Source organism: Afipia sp. OHSU_II-C1 (genome assembly GCF_000497575.1).
GTDB lineage: Bacteria > Pseudomonadota > Alphaproteobacteria > Rhizobiales > Xanthobacteraceae > Afipia.
The window spans coordinates 72361-96151 of record NZ_APJI01000001.1; the positions used below are offsets into that span (position 1 = coordinate 72361).

Consider the following 23791-nt stretch of genomic DNA (forward strand, 5'->3'; position numbering starts at 1 on the left):
AACTACGGATCGTAGCATTCAGGAAAAAGGCGCTGCCTTGAAGACAGCGCCTTGTCGCACCTCAGCCGTTCATCGGCCATTTCGGCTCGGCGATTGCCGCCTGCGCCGGATACACGGTGATGAATTTTCCGCCGAGATATTGCAGCAATACAGGGTCAGCGTCGTCGTTCTGGCCCTCAGCGGTGAACTTGATGCGCTTCCACGGCATGATGGTCTTCTCGCCCGGCGTATCGGTGGCCGCCAGTGCCGCGCGGATTTTCTCGCCGTCGGTGGACTTCGCCCGATCGATGGCATCCGCAACCACCAGCAACGCGGTCAACTGCCGCGAGGTGTTGTCGTTGAGGTCGCGGTTGGCGCGCGCCTTGAACATTTCATTGACCTTGCCGACCGACGGGCGCTTGGCGGCGAGATCGAGCGAGAAGCTGGCGCGCGAGATCATGCCGTTGAGCTTGTCCCCCACCGCGTCGAAGGTCGCCTTGTCGGAAAAGCCCGCAGCCTGCGCGAGAATGTTGTTCGGCTTGTAACCGAGTTCATCCATGGTCTTCATAAGAAGAATCGTGTCGGTGGTGTAACTCGACGGCAGCAGCACATCAGGATTGGCGCTCTTGATCTGCTGCACTTCGGCGGTCAGCGACGGCGAAGAGGCGCGATACTTGATGTCGACGGCTACCTTGTAACCCCGGTCTGCGGCGAGCTTGCGCTGCACGTTAGACGAGTCGGTGCCGAAAATCGTATCCTCGAAGAACAGACCGACGCTGTCGATCTTCTTGCCCTTCTTCTTGAGCGCATCCATGAACTCGAACATCGCGAGCGAGAACATTTCGTCGTGCGCGGCGGGGCGGAAGAAGAACTTCAGGCCACGGCGATGCAGGCTCGGCGATGAAGAGTCGGCGGCAACATAGGGAATGCCGTAGCGCTCGCAGGAGGCACTGACCGTTGCCGACACCGACGAATGGAAGGCGCCGCAGATGGCGACCACCTTGTCCTGTGTGATCAGGCGCTCGGCTTCGGCACGGCCCTTCTGCGGATCGCCCTGATGGTCGGCGAACACCAGCTTGATCTTGGCGCCGCCGAGACCCGCAAGGCCCGCATTCTTGGCCATCGGAAGATCGAGATCGTGCGACCCGTTGACGATGTCCACCGCGGTCTCCAGCGCGTGGCGCGCATCGGCGCCGATCTGGGCGGTCGGCCCCGTCAGCGGCCAGATGCAGCCGATCAGGACTTCGCTGCCTTGCGCGACGGCGCGCGTTCCGACAGCACCGGCCAAAGACAACGCAACACCGGACAACAACACTTCGCGACGATTCATCAACAATACTCCTGTGTGTGACGAAGCCTTATGTCAGGCAAAGGCTTGGCGGCTGGTTGAGCAAACTTCACTGAATCGAAAATTCCGAATTGCGAGCGTCCGTCACCAGCATATGGCCCGGCGCATGAGTGATCGCGAAGTCAGGCCGCGATTGCAGAATGACCGATTGCGGTGTCACTCCGCACGCCCAAAATACCGGCACTTCATCGGGCTGAATGCTTACTGCGTCACCATAGTCCGGCCTGGAAATATCCTTGATGCCGATCATCTCCGGCTTGTCGAAATGCACCGGCGCACCATGCACAGCCGGAAAACGAGTGGTGATCTGAATCGCCCGGATCGCTTCCGCAGGCTTGAACGGCCGCATCGACACCACCAGCGGCCCCGCGAACGGACCTGCGGACGCGCAGGCAACGTTGGTGCGGTACATCGGGACGTTCCGCTTCTCCTCGATGTGGCGAATCTTCAGTCCGTCCGCGATCAGCGCTTCCTCGAACGAGAACGAACAGCCGATGACGAAGGCGACGAGATCGTCGCGCCAGTGCGCCATGATGTCAGTCGGCTCTTCCACCAGCTTTCCATCGCGCCAGATCCGGTAACGCGGCAGATCGGTGCGCAGATCAAGATCGACGCCGAGCGCCGGAATGCGGGGATCGCCGACTTCCGACATACCGATGATCGGGCATGGCTTGGGATTGAGCTGGCAGAACCGGTGGAACGACGAAGCGAGTTTTTCCGGGAGGATGGCGAGATTGCCCTGAACGAAGCCCGGCGCGACGCCGGCGGTGACCCCCACCTTGCCGGACCGATAGGCCAGCCGCGCGTCCCGACTCGGGAGATCGACGCCAGAGCGCTGACCGGTTGGAGACATCTGTTGAGCCGCCGAAAGCATAAGACCACTCCATTTCTCGCAGAAAAGAGTGGATCATTGCCATTCGATAAAGTCTAGTCGTGTTTTCTTATAAGAAACGATAAGCTGGACTAATAGGCAGCTGGATAAACAGGCATGGTCGATTTCAAGTCAATCGAGACATTTCTCTGGGTGGTGACGCTCGGAAGCTTCGGCGGCGCTGCGAGAAAGCTCAACACGACACAGCCCGCGATCTCGCAACGCATCGCCCAGCTTGAAAGCGAGATCGGGGTGAAACTTCTGCAACGCGACAGCCGCACTGTCATGCCGACGCCGAGCGGACGACAGATGATGCAGTATGCCGAGAAGCTGATCGCGCTGCGGTCCGAGATGCTGGCCGCGGTGATGGATCGATCCGCGATGCGCGGCATCCTGCGTCTCGGCGTTTCCGAGACGATCGTTCACACTTGGTTGCCGCAACTGATCGAACGCGTTGCAAGCACACATCCAAATCTGTCGCTCGAAGTCGAAGTCGACATCACGCCGAATCTTCGCGCGCGGCTGCTGGCGCAGGAGATCGATCTCGCTTTTTGTCTCGGGCCGTTGTCGTTCTCGAACGTGCGCAACCGCGTGCTGTGCGATTATCCGATTTCGTTTGTCGCGAGCCCCATGCTTGGTCTCGGCGACCGCGTGCTGACGGTGCATGATCTGGCGCAGTTCGCGATCATTACATTCGCACGCAAGACGCAGCCATATGAAATCGTGAGATCCCTGTTCAATCGGCCCGATCTGCCTCACACAAGGCTGCACGCCAGCGCCTCACTGGGAACGGTGATCCGCATGGCGACCGATGGTTTGGGAGTCGCAGTGATCCCGACAGCGATCGTCGAGCGTGAACTGGCGGAAGGCCAGCTCTGTCTCTTGTCCACCGACCTGCATGTCCCGACACTGACATTCGCCGCGAGCTGGCTGGCATCACCCGACACGCTTGCCGCTGAACTGGTCGCCGATGTTGCCGCCAAGCTGGCGCAGGGCGAAGACGACCCTGCGGTGCCCCAGCGCGCTATCAGTGCCGCGACTGTGGCTCGTCCGGAATCTCGAGCGCTTCGCTGAACGGAAACTCGAGCACGATTTCGCCGGCTTCGTCGGTGACTTCGAGCGACGCCGACAGCAGGCCCGGCTCCTTGCCCTCTTCCTGAAGGATCTGCCGGATGGTCGCACGCGCGACCTCCCAGGCGTGATCCGGGTCGCGCAGTTCCTCGCCCTCGGGGTCCGGAATAAGCGTCTCGCCAATACGGGTGTTGAAGAAGTAGCGGGGCATGGCCGATATGTATTGTCGCCATGGCAAACCCACAAGGGCGTCCTGCATTCTGCGCGGCGATAGCAGTTGATCTGGACGGGCTTTTTGAGGCCTAAGTGAAAGCTATCTGACGGAATCATGACGTGCATACCATCATCACCGAGCCGTTGTTCTATTTCGTGGCGGTTCCGGCGGTGATCCTGCTGGGACTAGCCAAAGGCGGCTTTTCGGGGCTCGGCATCGCGTCGACCCCGCTGCTGGCACTTTATCTTCCGCCGCTGGAAGCCGCTGCGCTGATCCTGCCGATTTTGATTACGCAGGACGTGATCTCGATTTACGTCTACCGGCGCGATTGGGATGGATGGAATCTGAAAGTCATGCTGCCCGGCGCGATCGCCGGCATGGCGCTCGGCTGGTTGCTAGCCTCACATTTGTCCGACGCCCTTGTCCGCATCATCATCGGCATTATCGGGCTCGCCTTTGTCGCCAACACCTGGGTGCGCCGCGGGCGGATCGAGCCGCATCCGGCAACCGCGGTCAGCGGAGTATTCTGGGGCGGCGTCTCGGGGTTCACTTCGTTCATGACACAAGGCGGCGGGCCGCCGTTTCAGGTGCATGTTCTGCCGCAGCGGCTGCCGAAGCTGACGCTGGTGGGCACCACCACAATCTTTTTCGCGGTCGTCAATGTCCTGAAAATCGGGCCCTATTTCATGCTCGATCAGTTCACCACAAAGAATTTCGCGACCTCGCTGTTGTTGCTGCCGATCGCGGTGCTCGCAAACTTCGCGGGCATCTGGCTGGTCCGCAAGACGCCGACCGGACTGTTCTACAACATCGCCTATGTGCTGCTGTTCATCATCTCGTTGCTGCTGCTCTGGCAGGGCGTCGCAGCAATAATCTAGAGCATCGGCAGGCTGCGCGGTTCACGGCCGAGCGGAAACGCCTTGTCCAGCGCTGCCATGTCGCTTTCGGTCAAGGTGATGTCTCCCGCACCCGCATTTTCCGCCGCATGATCCGATGACGATGCCTTGGGAATCGCGAACACCGACGGCCATCGCGCCAGAAAACTCAGCGCCACCTGACGCGGCGTTGCATTGTACCTTGCAGCGATCTGATGCAGGACCTTGCCGCCAGTCGACTGCGGAGCCGGAAAATCATCGTGTCCGAACGGCGAATACGCCACCACCGCCACGCCATGCGCCTCGCACCACGGGATCACCGAATGTTCGATAGCGCGCTCGTTCAGATGATAGAGCACTTGATTGCAGGCGATACGTCCCTCGCCCGCAACATCGGCCAGCTCCGCAAGATCGCCCGCATCGAAATTGCTGACACCCCACGAGCCGATCTTTCCCGCACTGACCAGTTCTTCGAGGGCAGCGACCGTATCTTCCAGCGGATACGATCCGCGCCAATGCAGCAGGTAGCAATCCAGACGGTCGGTCTTGAGCCGCTTCAGCGAACGGTCGCACGCCTGGATCGTCCCCTTGCGCGAAGCATTGCTGGGCAGCACTTTTGAGACCAGAAACACATCGTCGCGCCGGCCGTTGATCGCCTCCGCGACCACAAGTTCGGCATCGCCGTACATCTCTGCGGTGTCGATATGGGTCATGCCGAGATCGAGGCCGCAGCGCAGCGCCGTCACCGCAGATTTGCGGTCACCATGATCGATGTACCAGGTGCCCTGCCCGATGACTGAGGTTTGCTGTCCCGTCTGGCCGAATGGCTTCTGCTTCATTCTGTGTTCTTTCTCAGTAACCCGTCATTTCAAGATAGCCGACACCTGCATGGCTGCCTTTGAAATTGATCGGGCCTTCCCAATAGGCGAAGCGCGTTCCCATCCAGCTTTTGGCATTGAGTGGCATGCTCTCGATCTTCAGTCCGCGATCCGCGATCGCAACGGTCCATGACGTCGGCAGCTTGCGGTTCTCGATGGTGGTAAACCCGGTCGGTGTCATGACGATCGAATCCGGCGGAAGCGGCACCGAGTGCCCGTCGCGCTCAATCCAGTTTCCGGCGAAATAGTTCCGTCCGTCTTTCTGACGCAGACGAAACAGCATGACTTTCTCGCCTGAATCGAGATGCAGCGAAAACCAGTCCCATCCGGTCTGGTCGGACGCCAGCGGCTGACTGCTCCATTCACGGTCCATCCAGGCGTCGCCGGTGGCGGCGATCTGCCTGTCACCCAGTATGATCGCGCCCGTGGCCTTGAAATACGGCTGACTGAAATAATACGACGCCTGACCACGTTCCGATTTCTTGCTGTAACCGCCCTCACCCTGAAGCACCAGCGGACGATCCGCAGTGAGATTCAGGGTGTAGCTGAAATCTGATCCCGATGCCGAGACGGCAAGCGGCGCGACGTTCCGCGCGTTGAAATCTTCAAGCCCGCGCATCTCCCATGAATCGATCCATGCATGAAACTGCGACGCCTCCGCGCCCGCCTGCTTCACACCTCCGCGCGCGAACTTCTCGGCATAGCGATGAACACTTGCGCTGGTGATGGCGGCATGTCCCATCCAGATCTGCTGATTGGCCCAGCCATCTCGTTGTGCGTCCGGCGCCGTCGCCTGCCGGAACAGTGTCCATTGCGCGCCCCACTGCGCGCCGTTTGTGTCCTTCAGATTCGCCGTGAGATACCACCACTCGATCCGGTAATCCGGATGCGGACCGTGTTCGCGCGGGAACTCCAGCACCTTGCCGGGCACGACGGCCGCAAAGCCTTCGCTCTCGCCGCCCAGTCCTGCAAAGCCCTGGGCGCGCGCCAGCGTACCACCGAGACTTGCGAGCAGGCTGCCGCCGAGGAACGAACGGCGGCTGGTGCGAAAATCAGCGCTCATTGGCGAATATCTTCGCAAGAGTTGCAGGTTGCAGACGCATCAGGCGCAGGATCGGCAGACATGTCGCGAGCAGTGCCGCCAGCATAGCCACGACAAGCAATTGCGCCAGTTGCGCCGGGAAGACATGGAACGGCAACCGCCATCCGAAGGCCTTGACGTTCACCACCGCCACCAGACACCACGCCACCAGCAAGCCGAGCGGCAGCGCCAGCAGCGCGGTGATGAATGCGACCGACATCGTTTTCAGAAGTTCAATCCCTGCAAGCCGCCGCCGCGTCAGTCCGAGCGCCCACAACGGCGCCAATTGCGGGAGCCGGCTGTTGCTCAGCGTCAGCAAACTCGTCAGCAGCGCGACCCCGGCGACACCGAGGGTGAATGCGTTCAGCGCGGTCGTGACCGAGAATGTACGATTGAAGATGCGCGTCGATTCAGCCTTGAGCGTCGCCTGATCCAGCAGACGGCTGGTGTCGAGACCGAATTTTTCGCGCAACGCCGTGACGAGTTCAGGCACTTTCGCGGGGGTCACACGCAGGCCGAACCGCGTCCGCGCGATGTCCGGCCAATGCGCCGCGAGCGCATCGATATCGATGCCGATCTGCCCCTTGGGATTGCCGTAGTCGGGATAAATCCCTGCAACCATGACGGACCATGGCCCCGTTACCGCTGGAAGCACAACGTGATCGCCGAGACCGGCTTTCAAGCGCCGCGCAAGCTGCTCGCTGACCAGCATACCCTTGCCCGCCCGCACCTTATCCCAAACGCCCGGCATGAATTCCAGCAGCGGCCAGCGCTCACGATAGGTCGCGTGATCTGCGAAGCCGAGAATCTCCACCGGCAACGTGTCCAACGTCACGTCGGTGCGCCAGGCTGGCAGGATTGCTTCGACTTCCGGGCGCTGGCGCAGCCACCGCACGATCTCCACGGCCTGCGCATCGCTGTTCGCGTTCAGATAGACCTCCGCCGCAAGCCGGTCGTCGAGCCAGGTGGTGAAGGTTCGCGAGAAGCTCTGCACCATGGTGCCGACGCCGACATTGACCGCGAGCGCAAGCAGCAAGGCCATCAGCGCCAGCGACAGTCCGGGAAGTTGCTGCCGGCTGTCGGCCCAGAACCATTTGACGACAGGCCGGACGGTGCCGCGCTGACCCAGACTTAACACCATGCCAAGCAGCACCGGCAACGCCAGCGCCGCCGCGAGCAGCATCCCCGCAAGCACCAAAAATCCCGATGTGAGCGAGTCACCGAAGTAAAGACAGGCCGCAGCGACGAAAGCGACCGCCACGGCCATGGCGCCCTGCCGCATCAGCCATCGGTGCTGCGCCTGCTGCCAGGCATAGGGCTGCGCCGCAGCAAGAACCGGCAGACGGTAGACGCGATAGAGCCCCGCCGCCGCCGCGAGCAGCGCGCCGAGCACACTCATGCCGAGGCCCGACAGCCACCAGCCTGGCCGCAGCGACAGATGTCCCGGAATCTGCGCGCCATACAATCCGCGCAGACTGACCGCGACATCCGGCAACAGAAAGGCCGCGACGACATAGCCGAAGATCAACCCGATAACACCGGACAGCAGTGCAAGCGACACCAGTTCGGTGATGAGCACAATGGTCAGCGCCCTCGCCGACACGCCGCAGGCGCGCATCGTGCGCAGCATCGGCAGCCGCTGCTCGAACGCGAGCCCGATCGCAGAATGAACGATGAACAGACCGACCACGAACGACAGCAGACCGAACGCTGTCAGATTGAGGTGAAAACTGCTGGTGAGGCGCTCGAGGTCGCTCGGTGCGCCTGCCTCCACCAGCAACAGTTTGCTGCCGGTGACCTGCGCAAGTGGAGGACGCTTGCCGCTGCGCATGTCGCCGACCAGAAGCCGCGAGATCTGGTCCGGCATTTTGAGAATGCGCTGCGCGACGCCGATGTCGACCACCAGCACGCCCGGCGCGAGATTGTCCTGCACCACGAGCGGCGGCAGTGACATGCCGTTTATCTGCGGCGATGCGCCCTCGTGCATTTTCAAATCCGCCAGCGTTTCCGGTGCGACCAGCGTTTGGCCAGGCGGCGCGATGAACTTCTGCAAGTCCGCCTGCCCGAGTTCGGGCGCTGACCCCGCCCCCGGAGGCAGCGAGACAGGCTCAATTCCTAATAACCGGGACGACCGGCCGCCCATTAGTACCCGGCCTTCGACCACCGGCGACACCGGCCAGTTGGCGCGGCGCAGATCAACAAACAACTGCTGCGGAAATGCAGGGCTGTCGCGCCCGACCAGCATTGCGGTGTTGCCGCCGCCGAATGTAGCTGCCGCGCGGTCGTAGCTATTGCGCGCCTGCTGGTTGAGCGCCTGTACTCCGCTCCATAACGCAGTCGCCGAAATCAATCCGACCAGCAAGGTCGCAAGCTGCATCCGGTGCCGCTTCCAGTGGCTCAAAAGGCCGACCAGAATCCAGAACGGACGCGTCATGTGATCCGCCCCGCGCTGAGATGCACCCGCCGGTCGAGCGTCGCGGCAAGCCGCTCGCTGTGCGTCACCATCAGAAAGCCGCAGCCGGTGCGCGCGACCAGATCGCGCGCCAACGCCAGCACATCGTCGGCGGTGGCTTCGTCGAGATTTCCGGTCGGCTCGTCGGCCAGCAGCACGAGCGGCTTGATCGCCAGTGCGCGCCCGATGGCGACACGCTGTTGCTGCCCGCCGGAGAGTTGCTCTGGATAGCGGTCGAGCAGCGTGCGAAGCCCGAGCCGCTGCACCAGTTCATCCTGCCACACCGGATCGTGGCGGCCGGCGATCCGCGCCTGGAACGCGAGATTGTCGGCGACCCGAAGACTGGGAATGAGGTTGAACTGCTGGAACACGAGACCCAGCCGGTCACGCCGCATCGCTGCCCGGTCGCTGTCGGACAGATCGGACACCAGCGCGCCGTCGAGCCAAACCTCGCCGCTGTCCGCTTTATCGAGGCCCGCGATCAGATGAAGAAGGGTGCTCTTGCCGCTGCCGGATTCACCGGTGAGCGCCACGCTCTCGCCCGCGGCCAGCGCAAGATCGACGCCGCGCAACACCGCAAGCTGCTCCTCCGACGTCCGATAGGATTTGGTGAGGTTGCGAACGGTCAGCATGGTTGCGGCGATCATACATAAAGCCGACTTCGCCGTACATCATGAAGCATCAATCGGTGCCAACGATGAAGGTTGAAACATCGTCATGGCCGGGGTTACCCCGGCCACCCACGTCTTAAACGGGCACCGATAAAGACGTGGATGCCCGGCACGCAGACAAATTTCGCGGTTTGCGACCGCTGCGGCCGGGCATGACGACGAGTCACAGCCTCAAGTCAGGCTGAGTTCGTATTTCTCGATATCCTTGGCCCGCTCGGTTTCAGCCGCAGCCCTGTGGTCAGTCGCAAGCACCGTATAAACCGCCGGCAAGACGAACAGCGTGAACAGCGTGCCGACCGACATGCCCGCGACGACCACAATGCCGATGGAGAAACGGCTTGCCGCGCCGGCGCCGCTCGCGGTGAGCAGCGGCAGCAGGCCGGCAACCATCGCGGCCGTCGTCATCAGGATCGGCCGCAGACGAACGCGCGCCGAGTGCTCGATGGCAGTACGCCGGTCCACACCTTCGTTGACCTGCATCTCGTTGGCGAATTCCACCATCAGGATGCCGTGCTTGCTGATCAGGCCGACCAGCGTCACCAGACCCACCTGCGTGTAGATGTTGATGGTGGCAAGGCCGAAGAACAGCGGGATCAACGCGCCCGAGATCGCCATCGGCACCGAGATCAGGATCACCAGCGGATCGCGCAGACTTTCAAACTGCGCGGCCAGCACAAGGTAGATGATGATGAGCGCGAATATGAAAGTAACCGTGAGCTGGTTTCCTTCCTGCACATACTGACGCGAGTCCGCGAGATAATCGCGGGAGAAGCCCGCAGGCAGTTGCTTCGCCTGCTGCTCGAGGAACTCCACCGCCTTGCCCATTGTTACGCCCGGCATCGCCACGGCCTGGAACGTTGCCGAGTTGAGCTGGTTGAAGTGGGTCAGCGCGTTCGGGTTGGTCATCGTCTCGATGGTAACGACGGTCGAGAGCGGTACCTGCCGGCCGGTATTGGTCGCAACGTAATAGTTGGCGATCGATTCCGGCGTCAGGCGCAGGTCACGCGGCACCTGCGGGATGACCTGATACGACCGGCCTTCCAGATTGAACCGGTTCACGTAGTTGCCGCCCAGCAGGGTCGACAGCGTATTGCCGAGGGCAGCCATGTTGATGCCGAGGTCGTTCGCCTTGGAACGATCGACAACGACGCGGACCACCGGCTGATTGAATGCCAGGTCGCTGTCAGCCACGATGAAGAGTCCGCTGGCGCGGGCCGCCTTCTTCAGGTTCTCCATCTGCTCGAATACGGCCTGGAAGCCGCTCGTGCTGCTGATGACCATCTGGATCGGCAGGCCGCCGGGGCCACCCGGCAGCGCAGGCAGATTGAAGGCAAACGCATTCACACCCTCGACCTTGCTCAACTCATTCTGCACCAGAGGCTTGAGCGCCAGCGAGGATCGCTTGCGCTCATCCCATGGCTTCAGGATCATGCCGGCAATGCCGTTGGCGGGGCCATTGGTGCCGTTGATGATGAAGCGCAGATCGGTTTCGGGGAAACCCGCAAAGACCTTGTCGAGCTTCTCGCCGTAGAACTTGCTGTAGTCGATGTTGGCGTATTGCGGCGCCTTGGTCACCGAGAACAGGATGCCCTGGTCTTCCTCTGGCGCCAGTTCCTTATTGGTGTTGACGAACATGAAGCCAACGAGAAACAGAATCGTCAGGGCGAAGAGGCCCGTGATGGGCCGATAATCCAGCGAACGGTCCAGCTTGCGGCCGTACCAGTCGGTCACCCGGGTAAACACCCGGTCCACAAGCTTGGCGAAACGCCCCTGTTCGTGACCGCCCTTGAGCAGCACCGAGCACATCATCGGCGACAGCGTTAGCGCGACCACACCCGAGATGATCACCGACCCCGCCAGCGTGAATGCGAACTCACGGAACAGGGCGCCGGTCAGGCCTCCGAGGAAGCCGATCGGGGCATACACCGCGGCCAACGTAATCGTCATGGAGATGACCGGGCCGACAATTTCTCGCGCGCCTATCAGCGATGCCTCAACGGGCGATTTGCCCTCCTCCAGATGCCGGTGGATGTTTTCGACCACCACAATGGCGTCGTCGACCACCAGTCCGATGGCAAGCACCATCGCCAGCAGCGTCAGCAGGTTGAGCGTAAAGCCCATCGCCAGCATGAGAATGCAGGCACCGACAAGCGACAGCGGAATGGTGACGACAGGAATGATCACCGAGCGGAACGACGCCAGGAACAGGAAGATCACGACGACCACGATCACCACCGCTTCAAGCAAGGTGTCACGCACCTCGTCGATCGAGGACTGGATGAACTTGGTCGAATCGTAAGCCACGCGCATCTTCAGCGACGGCGGCAGATTGCGCTCGATTTCCGGGAACAGGCCACGCACGCCCTTGACGATGTTCAGCGGGTTGCCCTGCGGCGTCGACTGAACGCCGATAAAGATGGCCTGCTGGCCGCTCATCGCAACGCTCGAGTCCGTGCTCTGGGCGCCGAGTTCGACCGTCGCGACGTCTTCAAGCCTGACGAAGCCGCCATCCTTGGCTTTCACCGTCATCCGCTTGAACTGCTCGATGCTGGTCAGGTCGGTATTGGTCGTCACGTTCGATACGGTGAAGTATCCCTTTGACTGACCTGCGGCGGCCTGGAAGTTGTTCGCCCTGATCGCCGCGGCGATGTCGTCGGGCGACACGTTGCGGCCGGCCATCCGCACCGGGTCCAGCCAGATGCGGGTTGCCAGCGTCTGCGCACCGAGAATATCGGCCGATGCGACGCCATCCACCGTCGAAAGAATCGGCTGCACCACGCGGGCCAGATAGTCCGAAATCTGCGGCCCGCTCAGCTCGTCGCTGGCGAAACCGAGATACATCACGGCCGTGGTCTGGCCGGTCGATTTGGTGATGACCGGGTCGTTCGATTCTCGCGGGATCAGGTATCTGACCGAACTGACTTTCGAACTGACTTCGGTCAGCGCGGAGTTCGGATCGACATTGAGCTTGATGTAGACCGAGATCGTGCTGGTACCCTGCACCGACGACGACGTGATGTAATCGACGCCTTCCGCCGACGCCACCGCCTGCTCGATCGGCTGGGTGATGAAGCCTTGCATCAGGTCGGGCGACGCGCCGGGATACGACGTCGTGACGGTGACCACAGTGTTCGACAGCTTCGGATACTGACGAATTCCAAGATGCGTCGCCGCCTGAAAACCGATCAGCAGGATCAGCAGACTGACGACAAGCGACAGCACGGGCCGCTTGATGAAGATATCGGTGAAGGCCATGAGTGGCGCTCCGTTCAAAAATCAGTAGCGCGGCGGCTGCGCGGGAATCTGCGGTGGCTGGTCCGGCGAGATCGTGACAGCCGAGCCGGATTGCAGCTTGAGCTGTCCGACTGCAACCACGCGATCCCCCGGCTTTATGCCGCTGGCGATGACGACACGGCCGTTGATGCGCTGTCCGGTCTTCACGAAGGTCCGGTCGGTTTTCAGCGACACCTTGCCGTCGGGGCCCTTGGTCTCGGTGATGAGCCAGACGGAATCGCCGTAGAGGGTATAGTCCACGGCAGTTTCCGGCACGGTAATCACCGCAGGCTTCGGCGGCAGCTCGACCGTGGTCGATGCGAACATGCCCGGCTGCAGGATGCGGTTCGGATTATCCAGCGTCGCCTGGACGCGCACGTTGCGCGTGTCGGCACTGATCTGCGGCTCGATGGTGGTGATCTTGCCTTCGAAGGTGCGGCCCGGATAGGCGTCAACCTTGATGCGGACGGTCTGGCCCACGTTCAGAACAGCACGGTCCTTTTCGGTCACCGTGAAGTTCAGATAGAGGCGCGACAGATCGGTAAGCGAGACGATCTGCGTTCCCGCGCTCAGATACTGACCGAGCTGGACCAGACGCACGCCGAGTACGCCGTTGAACGGCGCGGTGATGCGCTTCTGCGAAATGATGGCTTCGGTCTTCGCGACCGCGGCGGCACCCTGATCGTAAGCCGCCTGCGCCTGATCGACCGTCGCTTGCGGACCGAACGATCTGGCGAGCAGCGTCTTGGCGCGGTCGAGTGCGAGCTGCGCCGCCAGTGTCTGCGCCTTGAAGCTGGCGAGATCACTCTGCTCCGGCGCGTCATAGATCTGGAGCAACGGATCGCCTGCCTTCACTTCCGAGCCCGGCTGGAAGAGAATCTCGGTGACGCGTCCGTTGACGTCGGTGGTGACGTTGACCTGATTGATCGCGGCGAGATCGCCGACTGCCGTCAGGAGATTCGGCAGCACTTCGGACTTGGCTTCAGCCACGGCCACCACGGTCGGAGGCGGTTTGTTGTTCTTGAAGAACTCCGCGATCATGTGACTGCGGAAGGCGTTAAAACCCCAGATGATGCCGACCAGCAGCACAAGCGCGCCGCCGACGATGATCAGCCAGCGCCGCATGCGAATGGGCTTTTGCGGGGACTTCGCCGCAGGAGTTTGATGGGAAGGCGAGCTCTTGGCGTCCATGTTTATGCACTTTCCACAATCCGGACCGTCGCTGGCGAGAGCGACGGAACGGTATCCAAATAAGAAGCGATAGCGTGGCCGTTCATTCCGATTCCCCGAAGAATGAACTGGCAGATATGCCGTTCGAAGTCCGGCGCGCTTGGATAGTCGAGCGAGGGAGTCGCGGGAAGCCTTGTCAGGGCAATCATGTGAACAACTTGATGCGCGAACCAGAAGAGATTTAGCGATTCACCCTCAACCCGCTCCGCGTCACCCGCCGCGATGGCGCTTTCAAGCGAAGCATTGAAGATGGGGCCGATCAGCTCTCCGATTTTGTCATAGAGCAGCCTCGCGAATTCGCCGTCGGTAAGCTGGCTGGAGATCAGAAGTCTAACCCGCTGCGCGTCTTCCTGATCCGGTTCTTCGGTCGCGCGCATGAAGTGCGCGACCATTTCGCGGATAAGAATGACCAGTGTCTCCGTCGATGGCTTCAGCTCGCGCAGCCGAAGCAATTCCGGATCCGCCTCGCAGGCTTCCGCGAGTATTTCCGCATAGAGTGCGGCTTTAGTAGGGAAATGCTTGAACAGCAGTCCTTCCGAGATACCCGCAGCCTGCGCAACACTTCGCGTTGTCGTCCCCGCGAAACCGTACAGGGCGAAGCAACGTTTGGCCGCCTCCAGGATCTGCTCCCGGCGGAGATCGCTCGTGAGTCTGAGGGTGCTCATGCGGCGTGAGTAAGCACTCACTTAGCCTAAAGTCAACTGGAATTGCTGCAACGCAATGCGCATTTCAGCCACAATTAGGCATCCGGCGTCTCAGTGTCGGGAACTCTGTCAGGCACATTTGCGACTGGTGCCAGCAATCAGATCTTGCGGATCGAATTACCGCGAACCGTCCCGCGTCTTGAGTCATCAGCGCCCCACGCCACTCTGTCCGCTGTTGATCTCTCATCCAGCCCAGAACGAAGTCTTGCCTTAATCGGGCAAACCCGCCTCAATGGACACAACGAATGGCCCCCGCCCCGGCGGGAAGGCCGCTAAGGCCCGGAACAATCAGGGCCAGGGGGAGGCAGCATGACGACGGTAAATACACCGCCGGGCAATGACCCGACGGTCATTTCCGACGAGGCTTTGCGCAAGGCTGAGGAATTCATCGAGGCCGATGAAGGCGCGACCAACAGACTAGGCGGGCTGGCCGGTCAGGCTGTCACCAGCATCGCCATCGCGATGAGTCTGTTTCATCTCTACGCAGCCTACGCGATCGTCCCGACGCAGGAACTCCGTTACACCCACGTCGCCTTCACGCTGGTGCTGAGCTTCCTGCTGTTTCCACTGGCCGCGCGCTTTCGCAACCGGGTGCGCTGGTGGGATGTGATCCCTGGCATCCTTGCCGTCGCGACCATCGTCTATGCGCTGTGGGGCGGTGACGATTTCACCGACCGCGCCACCACGCCGGACCGCTGGGACGTTATCGTCGGCGTAATTTTCATCGTCCTCGTGCTTGAAGCAACACGCCGCACCACCGGCGCGATCATGCCGGTGGTTGCCATCCTGTTCATCGCCTACGCGATGCTCGGCCCGTACTTCCCTGCCCCCTGGACCCATCGTCCTTACGACCTGTCACGGCTTGTCGGACATCTCTTCATAACGCTCGAAGGCATCTTTGGCGTCGCAGTCGACGTGTCGGCGACGCTGATCATCCTGTTCACCATCTTCGGAGCGTTTCTCCAGCAATCGGGCGCCGGAAAATTCTTCATCGATTTCTCGCTGGCGATGATGGGCGGCAAGCCGAACAGCGCCGGGCGCACCGTGGTGCTGTCGTCGTTCCTGCTCGGCGGGCCGTCGGGCTCCGGCGTCGCCACCACCGTGATGATCGGCACCGTTGCATATCCGATTATGAAGAAAGCCGGCTTCGAGAAAAACGCCGCCGGCGGCCTGCTCGCCGCGGGCGGCCTTGGCGCCATCCTGTCGCCGCCGGTGCTTGGCGCCGCCGCATTCCTGATCGCCGAGTTTCTCAAGATCAGTTATCTCGACGTGATCTGGATGGCCACCATCCCCACCTGTCTCTATTACCTGTCGCTGCTGATCATGGTCGAACTCGACGCCAAGCGCTTCGGCGCGCGCGACGTCAACTTCACACCGGAAATGTCGCTCGGCGCGATGACCAGGCGCTACGGTTTCCACTTCATCTCGCTTGTCGCCGTCGTCGCCTTCATGGTGATCGGTTATTCCCCGGCCCTGTCGGTGTTCTATGCGATCATCACCACGTTCCTGCTCAGCTTCCTGCGCAAGGACACCGCTCTGATGCCGCCAAAGCTGAAACGCGCGCTGGCCGACGGCTCGATCGGTGCACTGAACGCCGCTACCACCTGCGCATGTGCGGGCATCGTGGTCGGCATCGTGACGCTCACCGGTCTCGGCCTGAAGTTCTCGTCGATCGTGATCGCCTACGCCGGCGGCAGCCTGCTGCTGACAGCGATCTACACGTCGCTGATCGTCTGGATCATCGGCCTCGCCGTCCCTGTCACCGCGTCCTACATCATCTGCGCAGTGATCGCGGCCCCTGCCCTGATCAAGCTCGGCGTGCCGGACTACGCCGCGCACATGTTCATCTTCTATTATGCGGTGCTCTCGGAGGTTTCCCCGCCGACCGCGCTCTCGCCATTCGCGGCAGCCGCCATCACCGGCGGCGATCCCTACAAGACCACGCTGCAATCCTGGAAGTACACGCTGCCGGCATTCCTGGTGCCGTTCGTGTTCGTGCTCGATCCGCAGGGCGTCGGCCTGCTGCTCAACATCCCGAAGGGCGGCTCATGGGTCGATATCTTTGAAATCACCCTCAAGACCACACTCGGCCTGATGGCGCTGGCGGCGGCGGCACAGGGCTGGGTCCTTCACCACACCACGCTGATCGAACGTGGGTTGCTGGTGCTGTCCGGGCTTCTGCTGGTGTTTCCGAGCCTGATCGAGGCCGTCATCGAAGCGGCGATTGGTCGCGATATTTCTTATACTTATGTACCCGGCGTCCTGATCGGATTGGGGGTATTGTTATGGCAGGCAAAAGGGCCGGCGGTTCAACGACCGGCCTGAAAACTCAAATGGGAGGATGATCGAGAATGAAGAAAACGACGAAAATGGCCGCGGTGCTGGCCCTCGCGCTGTCCGCCGGACTGATAACGGCCCACGCGCAACAAAAGACAATGGCGATCGGAACGGGCGGCACCGGTGGCGTATACTATCCGCTCGGCGGCGCTATCGCGAACGTGCTGTCGAAGAACCTGCCGAACGTGCAGGCCACCGCCGAGGTCACCGGCGGATCGGTCGACAACCTGAAACTGATCGGTACCGGGAAGAACGAACTCGGCTTTACCATGGCCGACGCTGCGCTCGACGCCTACAAGGGCGAAGACAAATTCAAGAGCGGAAAGATTCCGCTGCAAGCGTTGCTCGTGGTGTATCCGAACCGCATGCATGTCGTGACGGTCGAGAGCACCGGCATCAAGACGATGGCCGATCTCAAGGGCAAGCGCGTCTCCACCGGCTCGCCCGGCGGCGCGACCGAAGTCATGGCCTTCCGCGTGATCGAGGCCGCCGGTCTCGACAAGGACAAGGACATGAAGCGCGAACGCCTCGGCGTCGCCGAGTCGGTCAACGCCATCAAGGACGGCAAGATCGACGCATTCTTCTGGGTCGGCGGCATCCCGACCGCATCGGTTACCGACCTCGCCGCCACACCCGGCGTCAAGCTCAGGCTGATCGACCACGCCGATGTCGTCGACAAGATGAACGCCAAGTACGGCAAGCTCTACAGCGCGGGCGTCATCAAGGCCGGATCGTATCCGGGTTACGACGTCGACAACAAGATGGCCGAGGTCTGGAACATCATCGTCACCGGCGACAAGATGAGCAATGACGAGGCCTATAACATCGTCAAGACGCTGGTGGAGAAGAAGGCGGATATCGTCGCGGTCCACAAAGAGGCCGAGAGTTTCTCGCTCGACAACCAAGTGCAGGATCGCTCACCGGTGCCGTTCCATCCCGGCGCGTTGAAGTACTTCAAGGAAAAGGGCAAGGGCGGCTAGGCCCACCCTGGACTGCTTCGATGGACCCCGGCCTCGTGCCGGGGTTTTTCGTTGCGCTAGGCTGCGATTTCCGGCGCATCGCGGTCGATAGCGAAATCATCGAACCATGGCTGGTGATTGCCGGCAATCGACGCCGCGATCATGCGCGAGGCAAGATAGCTGTAGGTAATGCCGTTGCCGCCGTAGCCGTAGGCCGCGTGAATACGCGGGTGACCGGGCACGCGCCCGATCAGCGGCAGACCGTCGGTCGTCGTTCCGAACGCGCCGGACCACACAAACTCTGCGACAGGCTCGGCATGCGACCACAGCCCATTGAGTCTGTGCAGGAGGGCATCAGCCTTAGCAGGCATCAGACGGTCGCGCGCCTCGGGTTCGATCGCCTGATCATCGTCCTCACCGCCGATGATGATCCGGTTGTCGTTTGTTGTGCGTGCATAGCTGTAGTTCTCCGATGCCTCCCAGATCAGCGCGCCGTCGCGCCACAAGCCGTCGGCCGGCTGCGGCGGCGTCGCAATGGCCCAGCTCGATGAAATCTTGTGAAGGCTGGAGCTGATGAAATCCGGCATCACATAACCGGTGGCGAGAACGACCTGTTTCGCTTCGATCACATGACCGTTGTCGAGTCCGACGACGACCGCCTGCCCGCTGTTGTCGTAATTTTCCGCGCTTGCGTCGAACATCCTGACGCCTTCCGTTGCGGCTGCGGCCAGCAGCGCCTGACATAACAACAAGGGGTCAGCATCCGCGGAGCCGATCGAATGGATCGCCGCCTCCCTGTAGAGACCGAATTCCTCCAGCAGCGTCAGGTGATCGAGGTAGTCGCCGGGCAGCCCGGCCCGCATCCGCAGTTCATGCTCGGCCTTGAGTTCGCGTGCACCGATCTTGCCCGCTGCCAGATAGAGCGAGCGCTTGTGGCGCATGCCGCATGCCAGCCTGTGCGCATTTACCAGTTCGGCCAATCCGCTGACCGCGCGGAAGCTGCGGCGATAGATGTTGGCCGCGCGCTCAAATCCGTACATCGCCGTGAGATCGCTCAGCGAGCGGTCGATCTCCCATAACAGCATCGCGGTGCTCGCGATGGTGCTGCCGAGACCGGGACGCTGCCGGTCGATGACGCAAACCTCGTGCCCCTCGGCCACGAGATGCTCAGCTGCCAGCGAGCCTGTAACTCCCGCGCCGACCACCAGAACCTCGCAGCGGAAATCCCGATCGACCGAGGGCCGGCCGGGCTGCATGAGTCTCTGGCCCCAGGGCGACGTGCCGCCCCGCAAATCGCTCTGCCGAACTTTCTCAGGATCGAACATCATTCGCTTCAATCATGGCTGGAAACCGCCCCCGGTACCGCAACCATGATGACGCCAGAACGTGGCAAAAGTTCCGTTCGCTGATGTCTCCGTTCAGGCTCCCTCGTCCAGCGCGACCAGTTCGCGCTTCTTTCTGAGCGCCGGCAGTAGCGGCCCGATCAGCAGGATCGCCGCGATCACAAGACAGATCGCCGAGATCGGGCGCTGCACAAAAGTCATCAGGTCGCCCTGCGACAGGATCAGCGACTTGCGCAGATTGTTTTCCATCAGCGGTCCCAGCACGAAGGCAAGCACCAACGGCGCGGGCTCGTATCCGAACTTGCGCATCAGGTAGCCGATCACGCCGAACCCGACCATGACGTAGACATCGAAGACGTTATTGCTGCTGCAATAGACGCCGACGATGGTGAACAGCAGGATCAGCGGGAACAGCACGTTGTAAGGCAGCTTCAGCAACTGCACCCACATGCCGATCAGCGGCAGGTTCAGGATCAGCAGCATGATGTTGCCGATATACATGCTGGCGATGATGCCCCAGAACAGCCCGGGGTTCTGCGTGATCATCAGCGGTCCCGGTTGAAGGCCGTGGATGACAAATGCGCCCAACAAGAGCGCCATCACGACATTCGGCGGAATGCCGAGCGTCATCAGCGGAATGAACGCGCCGCCGGCGGCGGCGTTGTTGGCCGCTTCCGGTCCCGCCACACCTTCGATGGCGCCCTTGCCGAAACGCTCCGGCGTCTTGGACAGCCGTTTCTCCAGCGCATAGGACGCAAAGGATGCGACGACCGCGCCGCCGCCCGGCAAAATACCGAGAAAGAATCCGAGCAGCGTGCCGCGGCCGACAGGGCCGGCGCTCGCCTTCCAGTCGTCCTTGTTGGGCAGAAGCTGTGTGATCTTGGTTTCGATCACATCGCGCTTGATCACCTGCTCAATATTGATGAGGACTTCGGCGACACCGAATAAACCCATGACCACCGGCACGAGACCAATGCCGTCGATCAGCTCGAGGCGGCCGAACGTCAGCCGCGGCTGCGCCGTGATGCTGTCGAGGCCGATCAACCCGAGTACGACCCCGATGCACGCCATCAGCAGCGCCTTCGCCATCGAGCCCTGGGTCAGGAAGGTCAGCACCACGAGGCCGAGCACCATCAGGCTGAAGTATTCAGCCGGTCCGAACGCAACCGCGACGCTTGCGAGCGACGGCGCAATCAGCATCAGCGCGATCAGCGCGAAGGTGCCTGCGATGAAAGAACCGAGCGCGGAGATGCCGAGCGCCGGACCGGCTCGCCCCTGCTTCGCCATCTGGTGACCGTCGAGACATGTCACCACCGATGCCGCCTCGCCCGGAATGTTGACAAGGATCGACGTGGTCGAGCCGCCATACATCGAGCCGTAATAGATGCCCGCCATCATGATGATGCCGGACTCCGGCGTGCCGGACAGCGTCACCGGCAGCAGCAGCGACATCGCCGAGATCGGGCCGATGCCCGGCAGAACGCCGACCAGCGTGCCGATGAATACGCCGATGAAACAGTACAGCAGGTTGACCGGCTGAAGCGCGACGCCGAGACCATGCGAGACGTTGACGAGAACATCCATGAGCTTGCCCGATCAGCCGATGTTGAACATGCCCGCAGGCAACTGGATGAGCAGTGCACGTTTCAGCACCCACCAGACGCCGATCGGCGCCAGCACCGCAAGCGGGATCGCCAGCGTCCAGCGTACCGGATCGATCACCCGCAGCAGCAGCAACAGCAGCGGAATCGACGCCAGCAGAAAGCCGAGCGGCTGAAGCAGGAAGGAAAACGCAGCGAGGCACGCAATGACGACCAGCGGCTTGGTCCATCGCGTTCCGGCCCACAGCGATGCAACGCTCGGTCCGCCTTCCGTGATCGCCGCGACAACGATCGTGCCGGCGAAGAGGCACATCAGGATGCCCGTGTAGAACAGCACGAAGCCTGAGCCCGGATCGTTGATGCTACCGATCTTGAGCTTCTGGCCGGCCCAGATCACGAAGACGCCGAGGGCAAGGCCGACGAGCCCGCCCCACAGTTCGGAATTGCCCAGCAAACCTCGACGCACTTCCTGACGATCCATGATCGCAAGCCCTCCCCATCCTAGACATGAACGCGCGTGATCTTCCGCCACATCGCGATGCACGCTTTTACGTGCCTTAATTTTTCTTCTTGCCGAGACCAAGCGCCTCGACTGCCTTGGTCTCGGAGGCAATGGTCTCCGCGACGAACGTCCGATAGTCCTCGGTGTTCTTATAGTTCACCACCATGTCGTATTTCGCAAGCAAGGCAATCACACTGGGTGTGTCGATGGCCTTCTTGAAGGCATCGTGCAACCTTGCCACTATCTTCGGGTCCATGCCCTTGGGACCTGCGAGCCCCCAAGGGGAGTCGATGACCAACGGATAGCCAAGCTCTTTCAAGGTGGGGACATCCGGAAAACTGGGCGCACGCTGTTCAGTCCAAACCATCAGCAACCGCAGCTTGCCCGCCTCAACCAGCGGCTTCCAGCCCGATGCATCCACCTGCAGGACGGTGTGGTTGCCCAGCACCGCCGCACTGCTCTCGGCGGTGCCCTTGAAAGGAACTTGCGTCAGCTTTATTCCGGCGATGGCTGCAATCTGCTCCATACCGATATGAAGCGACGTTCCAGAGCCGGGCGTACCGTAGGTCAACTTTCCCGGATTCGCTTTGGCAAACTCAACCACATCTTTCCATGTCTTGAACTGCGACTCGGCATTCGTGGTCACGCCGAACGTATAGCCGGTCAGGTTCAGGATATAGGAAAAGTCCTTGCTGGCGTCCCACGACATGTCCTGCATCAAGGGAAGCCGAAACACCGGAATGGCTATCTGTGAAATTGTATAGCCGTCGGGCTTCGCCGACGCAGCCATGGTGGCAGGGCCGACAGTGCCGCCTCCTCCAGCCTTGTTATCGACGATAATGGGCTGACCAAGATCTTTAGCGGCCACTTCTGCCATTGCCCGCAAGACAATATCGGTCGATCCTCCCGCGGGCCAGGGCACGATCAGTGTAATCGGTTTTGTTGGATAGTCCTGCGCGACAGCGATCCCGCCCATCGCTGCGAGGGCAACGGACACCAGCACGGCCTTCAAGCCAGATCTGTGAATCATGATGATCCTCCCTTTCGTTCTCGAGGTGCCAAACCTGTTTTTGTTTTTGGCAGAGTGGTCTCCGCTATCGTTTGAAGAACTGCCTTGGCAATGCAGCGGTTCGCTGCATTGCATCATGCAGCGAGCTTGAGAATCGTCACAACGTCATCAGGCTTGCGAATCGGCTGCGGATTCGATCTGGTAAAAATCGACAGCATGGCGTTCTCTCCGATAAGACGGAACTGTTGCTCCGTTACACCGACCTCTGCGAGGCGGCGCGGAAGATCAAGCTCCGCGATGAAATTCGCGAAAGCATCGCTCGCTTCCAGGTCCGGAGCCCTCAAGGCTTCCGCCAGTAGCTTCTGGGCTTCGCCGGTGGCCGGTTTGTTGTAACGCAACACACTTGGCATCATCACAGCGGTGCAGAAGTAGTGAGGAACGTCACATGTTCCGCCAAGCACATGCCCGATGGCGTGACTGGCGCCCATCGGCACCCGCGCCTGAAGTCCGAACGCCGAAAGCCAAGAGCCATATTGGCACAGAGTGCGCGCTTCATCGTCCTCGGGATTTTGCTTCGAGCGCAAGAGACCGTCGTGCAGGAACCTGATTCCTCGCAGGCAAACGCTTTCCACAAGCGGATTGCCTCGCGGCGAACACACGGCCTCGATTCCGTGATCCATCGCGCGGGTCCCCGAGCCGAGCCACAGCTTTTCAGGGGTGTACTTGGTAATCGCCGGATCGAGGATAATAGATCGCGGCATCATTAAGGGGTGATGGAAGATCTGCTTGAGCTTGCGCTGGCTATCCGTCACCAGACTGCCCGCGTTGTACTCGCCGCCGGATAGCGTGGTCGGCACGGCGATCATGCGCACCTTCGGCTCCCGGAATGCCGCAAAGCGCCTGTCTGGCGTTGTTTCAAAGCCATCGAGCCCGGCCGGCTCAACAATCCCGTGCTCCATGCACATCAGGACAATCTTCGCGGCGTCCACGACGGACCCGCCACCGACTGCAACAATGAGGTCTGCCCGGGCTTCGAGCGCAAGACCCGCTGCCTTGACGACGACCTCACGGGTCGTGTGCTGGGGCACACTGTCATATGTCCCGGCGTAACGATCGCCCAAGGCCGTCCGGATTTTCTCGATTTCATCGGTGGTCGTATTGAGCGTGCGGCTGACGATCAAATAGACGCGTTGAGCGCCAAGACGCTCGGCCTCCTCACGGATAGCCGTCGCGGACGGCTTTCCGTAAATGACGAAATCCATCGGTGGATACTGATAACTCCCCGCTGCTTGCATGATATCCTCTGGGATAGTTGTTACTTATTCTCATATCTAAACCTGCGCTTTTTGATTATACGAACGAATAGTTTTGACCTTTGATGTGAGAATATCTA

19 protein-coding genes are annotated in these 23791 nt (G+C 61.3%); 4 read left to right on the top strand and 15 right to left on the bottom strand.

Going from position 1 to position 23791, the window contains the following annotated elements:
• Positions 1–61: 61 nt before the first annotated feature.
• Complete coding sequence (locus I554_RS0100305) at positions 62–1309, bottom strand: ABC transporter substrate-binding protein (protein ID WP_029659345.1); 1248 nt, start codon at positions 1307–1309, stop codon at positions 62–64.
• A 67-nt stretch (positions 1310–1376) separates the two neighbouring features.
• Positions 1377–2180 (bottom strand): putative hydro-lyase, encoded by an 804-nt coding sequence (locus I554_RS0100310; protein ID WP_029659346.1) that lies wholly within the window; start codon positions 2178–2180, stop codon positions 1377–1379.
• Positions 2181–2315: 135 nt separating this feature from the next.
• Here I554_RS0100310 and I554_RS0100315 point away from each other — a divergent pair, with 135 nt between their 5' ends.
• Positions 2316–3272, top strand: coding sequence for a LysR family transcriptional regulator (locus tag I554_RS0100315; protein ID WP_024573834.1), 957 nt, complete (start codon positions 2316–2318; stop codon positions 3270–3272).
• On the opposite strand, the gene I554_RS0100320 is transcribed toward I554_RS0100315, so the two are convergent.
• The gene (locus I554_RS0100320) at positions 3226–3480 is read right to left on the bottom strand and encodes a hypothetical protein (RefSeq protein WP_024573833.1); all 255 of its coding nucleotides are present in this window, start codon (positions 3478–3480) and stop codon (positions 3226–3228) included. The two genes, I554_RS0100315 and I554_RS0100320, sit on opposite strands and share 47 nt — an antisense overlap.
• Before the next feature lie 122 nt (positions 3481–3602).
• Here I554_RS0100320 and I554_RS0100325 point away from each other — a divergent pair, with 122 nt between their 5' ends.
• Complete coding sequence (locus I554_RS0100325) at positions 3603–4361, top strand: sulfite exporter TauE/SafE family protein (RefSeq protein ID WP_024573832.1); 759 nt, start codon at positions 3603–3605, stop codon at positions 4359–4361.
• Here I554_RS0100325 and I554_RS0100330 read toward each other — a convergent pair.
• The 7 genes from I554_RS0100330 to I554_RS0100360 form a co-directional block, all read right to left on the bottom strand.
• Positions 4358–5197: an aldo/keto reductase gene (locus I554_RS0100330; protein WP_024573831.1), complete on the bottom strand. Its 840-nt coding sequence runs from the start codon at positions 5195–5197 to the stop codon at positions 4358–4360. The genes I554_RS0100325 and I554_RS0100330 overlap by 4 nt on opposite strands.
• Positions 5198–5210: 13 nt before the next feature.
• Positions 5211–6299 (bottom strand): lipocalin-like domain-containing protein, encoded by a 1089-nt coding sequence (locus I554_RS0100335; RefSeq protein ID WP_024573830.1) that lies wholly within the window; start codon positions 6297–6299, stop codon positions 5211–5213.
• Positions 6289–8751, bottom strand: a complete 2463-nt coding sequence (locus tag I554_RS0100340) for an ABC transporter permease (protein ID WP_024573829.1) — start codon at positions 8749–8751, stop codon at positions 6289–6291. Before I554_RS0100340 ends, I554_RS0100335 begins: the two co-directional genes overlap by 11 nt.
• A complete protein-coding gene (locus I554_RS0100345) occupies positions 8748–9416 on the bottom strand; it encodes an ABC transporter ATP-binding protein (RefSeq protein WP_034462005.1) in 669 nt (222 codons plus the stop codon). The genes I554_RS0100340 and I554_RS0100345 overlap by 4 nt, the downstream gene beginning before the upstream one ends.
• A 195-nt stretch (positions 9417–9611) precedes the next feature.
• Positions 9612–12695 (bottom strand): MexW/MexI family multidrug efflux RND transporter permease subunit, encoded by a 3084-nt coding sequence (locus I554_RS0100350; RefSeq protein ID WP_024573827.1) that lies wholly within the window; start codon positions 12693–12695, stop codon positions 9612–9614.
• Between the two features lie 21 nt (positions 12696–12716).
• A complete protein-coding gene (locus I554_RS0100355) occupies positions 12717–13904 on the bottom strand; it encodes an efflux RND transporter periplasmic adaptor subunit (protein WP_051358697.1) in 1188 nt (395 codons plus the stop codon).
• Positions 13905–13906: 2 nt separating this feature from the next.
• Positions 13907–14608: a TetR/AcrR family transcriptional regulator gene (locus I554_RS0100360; RefSeq protein ID WP_024573825.1), complete on the bottom strand. Its 702-nt coding sequence runs from the start codon at positions 14606–14608 to the stop codon at positions 13907–13909.
• A 348-nt stretch (positions 14609–14956) separates the two neighbouring features.
• Between I554_RS0100360 and I554_RS0100365 the strand changes: the two genes are divergently transcribed.
• A complete protein-coding gene (locus I554_RS0100365) occupies positions 14957–16972 on the top strand; it encodes a TRAP transporter fused permease subunit (RefSeq protein WP_024573824.1) in 2016 nt (671 codons plus the stop codon).
• 26 nt (positions 16973–16998) lie between these two features.
• Complete coding sequence (locus I554_RS0100370; RefSeq protein ID WP_024573823.1) at positions 16999–17964, top strand: TAXI family TRAP transporter solute-binding subunit; 966 nt, start codon at positions 16999–17001, stop codon at positions 17962–17964.
• Positions 17965–18020: 56 nt separating this feature from the next.
• On the opposite strand, the gene I554_RS0100375 is transcribed toward I554_RS0100370, so the two are convergent.
• From I554_RS0100375 to I554_RS0100395, 5 genes are all read right to left on the bottom strand, one after another.
• Positions 18021–19271, bottom strand: coding sequence for an FAD-binding oxidoreductase (locus I554_RS0100375; RefSeq protein ID WP_152527732.1), 1251 nt, complete (start codon positions 19269–19271; stop codon positions 18021–18023).
• 90 nt (positions 19272–19361) lie between these two features.
• On the bottom strand, positions 19362–20870 hold the full coding sequence (locus tag I554_RS0100380) for a tripartite tricarboxylate transporter permease (RefSeq protein WP_024573821.1): 1509 nt from the start codon (positions 20868–20870) through the stop codon (positions 19362–19364).
• Positions 20871–20882: 12 nt separating this feature from the next.
• Positions 20883–21368: a tripartite tricarboxylate transporter TctB family protein gene (locus tag I554_RS0100385; RefSeq protein ID WP_024573820.1), complete on the bottom strand. Its 486-nt coding sequence runs from the start codon at positions 21366–21368 to the stop codon at positions 20883–20885.
• Positions 21369–21444: 76 nt separating this feature from the next.
• Complete coding sequence (locus tag I554_RS0100390) at positions 21445–22365, bottom strand: tripartite tricarboxylate transporter substrate binding protein (protein ID WP_244432693.1); 921 nt, start codon at positions 22363–22365, stop codon at positions 21445–21447.
• A gap of 167 nt (positions 22366–22532) precedes the next feature.
• Positions 22533–23693, bottom strand: a complete 1161-nt coding sequence (locus I554_RS0100395; protein WP_024573818.1) for an iron-containing alcohol dehydrogenase — start codon at positions 23691–23693, stop codon at positions 22533–22535.
• Positions 23694–23791 lie beyond the last annotated feature (98 nt).

Excerpts from the sequence above, each read along its gene's own strand:
- I554_RS0100360 (WP_024573825.1), bottom strand. The coding sequence starts at position 14,608 with ATGAGCACCCTCAGACTCACGAGCGATCTCCGCCGGGAGCAGATCCTG.
- I554_RS0100330 (WP_024573831.1), bottom strand. The coding sequence starts at position 5,197 with ATGAAGCAGAAGCCATTCGGCCAGACGGGACAGCAAACCTCAGTCATC.
- I554_RS0100380 (WP_024573821.1), bottom strand. The coding sequence starts at position 20,870 with ATGGATGTTCTCGTCAACGTCTCGCATGGTCTCGGCGTCGCGCTTCAG.
- I554_RS0100305 (WP_029659345.1), bottom strand. The coding sequence starts at position 1,309 with ATGAATCGTCGCGAAGTGTTGTTGTCCGGTGTTGCGTTGTCTTTGGCC.
- I554_RS0100375 (WP_152527732.1), bottom strand. The coding sequence starts at position 19,271 with ATGATGTTCGATCCTGAGAAAGTTCGGCAGAGCGATTTGCGGGGCGGC.
- I554_RS0100340 (WP_024573829.1), bottom strand. The coding sequence starts at position 8,751 with ATGACGCGTCCGTTCTGGATTCTGGTCGGCCTTTTGAGCCACTGGAAG.
- I554_RS0100370 (WP_024573823.1), top strand. The coding sequence starts at position 16,999 with ATGAAGAAAACGACGAAAATGGCCGCGGTGCTGGCCCTCGCGCTGTCC.
- I554_RS0100320 (WP_024573833.1), bottom strand. The coding sequence starts at position 3,480 with ATGCCCCGCTACTTCTTCAACACCCGTATTGGCGAGACGCTTATTCCG.
- I554_RS0100365 (WP_024573824.1), top strand. The coding sequence starts at position 14,957 with ATGACGACGGTAAATACACCGCCGGGCAATGACCCGACGGTCATTTCC.
- I554_RS0100335 (WP_024573830.1), bottom strand. The coding sequence starts at position 6,299 with ATGAGCGCTGATTTTCGCACCAGCCGCCGTTCGTTCCTCGGCGGCAGC.
- I554_RS0100355 (WP_051358697.1), bottom strand. The coding sequence starts at position 13,904 with ATGGACGCCAAGAGCTCGCCTTCCCATCAAACTCCTGCGGCGAAGTCC.
- I554_RS0100315 (WP_024573834.1), top strand. The coding sequence starts at position 2,316 with ATGGTCGATTTCAAGTCAATCGAGACATTTCTCTGGGTGGTGACGCTC.
- I554_RS0100350 (WP_024573827.1), bottom strand. The coding sequence starts at position 12,695 with ATGGCCTTCACCGATATCTTCATCAAGCGGCCCGTGCTGTCGCTTGTC.
- I554_RS0100390 (WP_244432693.1), bottom strand. The coding sequence starts at position 22,365 with ATGGGCGGGATCGCTGTCGCGCAGGACTATCCAACAAAACCGATTACA.
- I554_RS0100385 (WP_024573820.1), bottom strand. The coding sequence starts at position 21,368 with ATGGATCGTCAGGAAGTGCGTCGAGGTTTGCTGGGCAATTCCGAACTG.
- I554_RS0100395 (WP_024573818.1), bottom strand. The coding sequence starts at position 23,693 with ATGCAAGCAGCGGGGAGTTATCAGTATCCACCGATGGATTTCGTCATT.
- I554_RS0100310 (WP_029659346.1), bottom strand. The coding sequence starts at position 2,180 with ATGTCTCCAACCGGTCAGCGCTCTGGCGTCGATCTCCCGAGTCGGGAC.
- I554_RS0100345 (WP_034462005.1), bottom strand. The coding sequence starts at position 9,416 with ATGATCGCCGCAACCATGCTGACCGTTCGCAACCTCACCAAATCCTAT.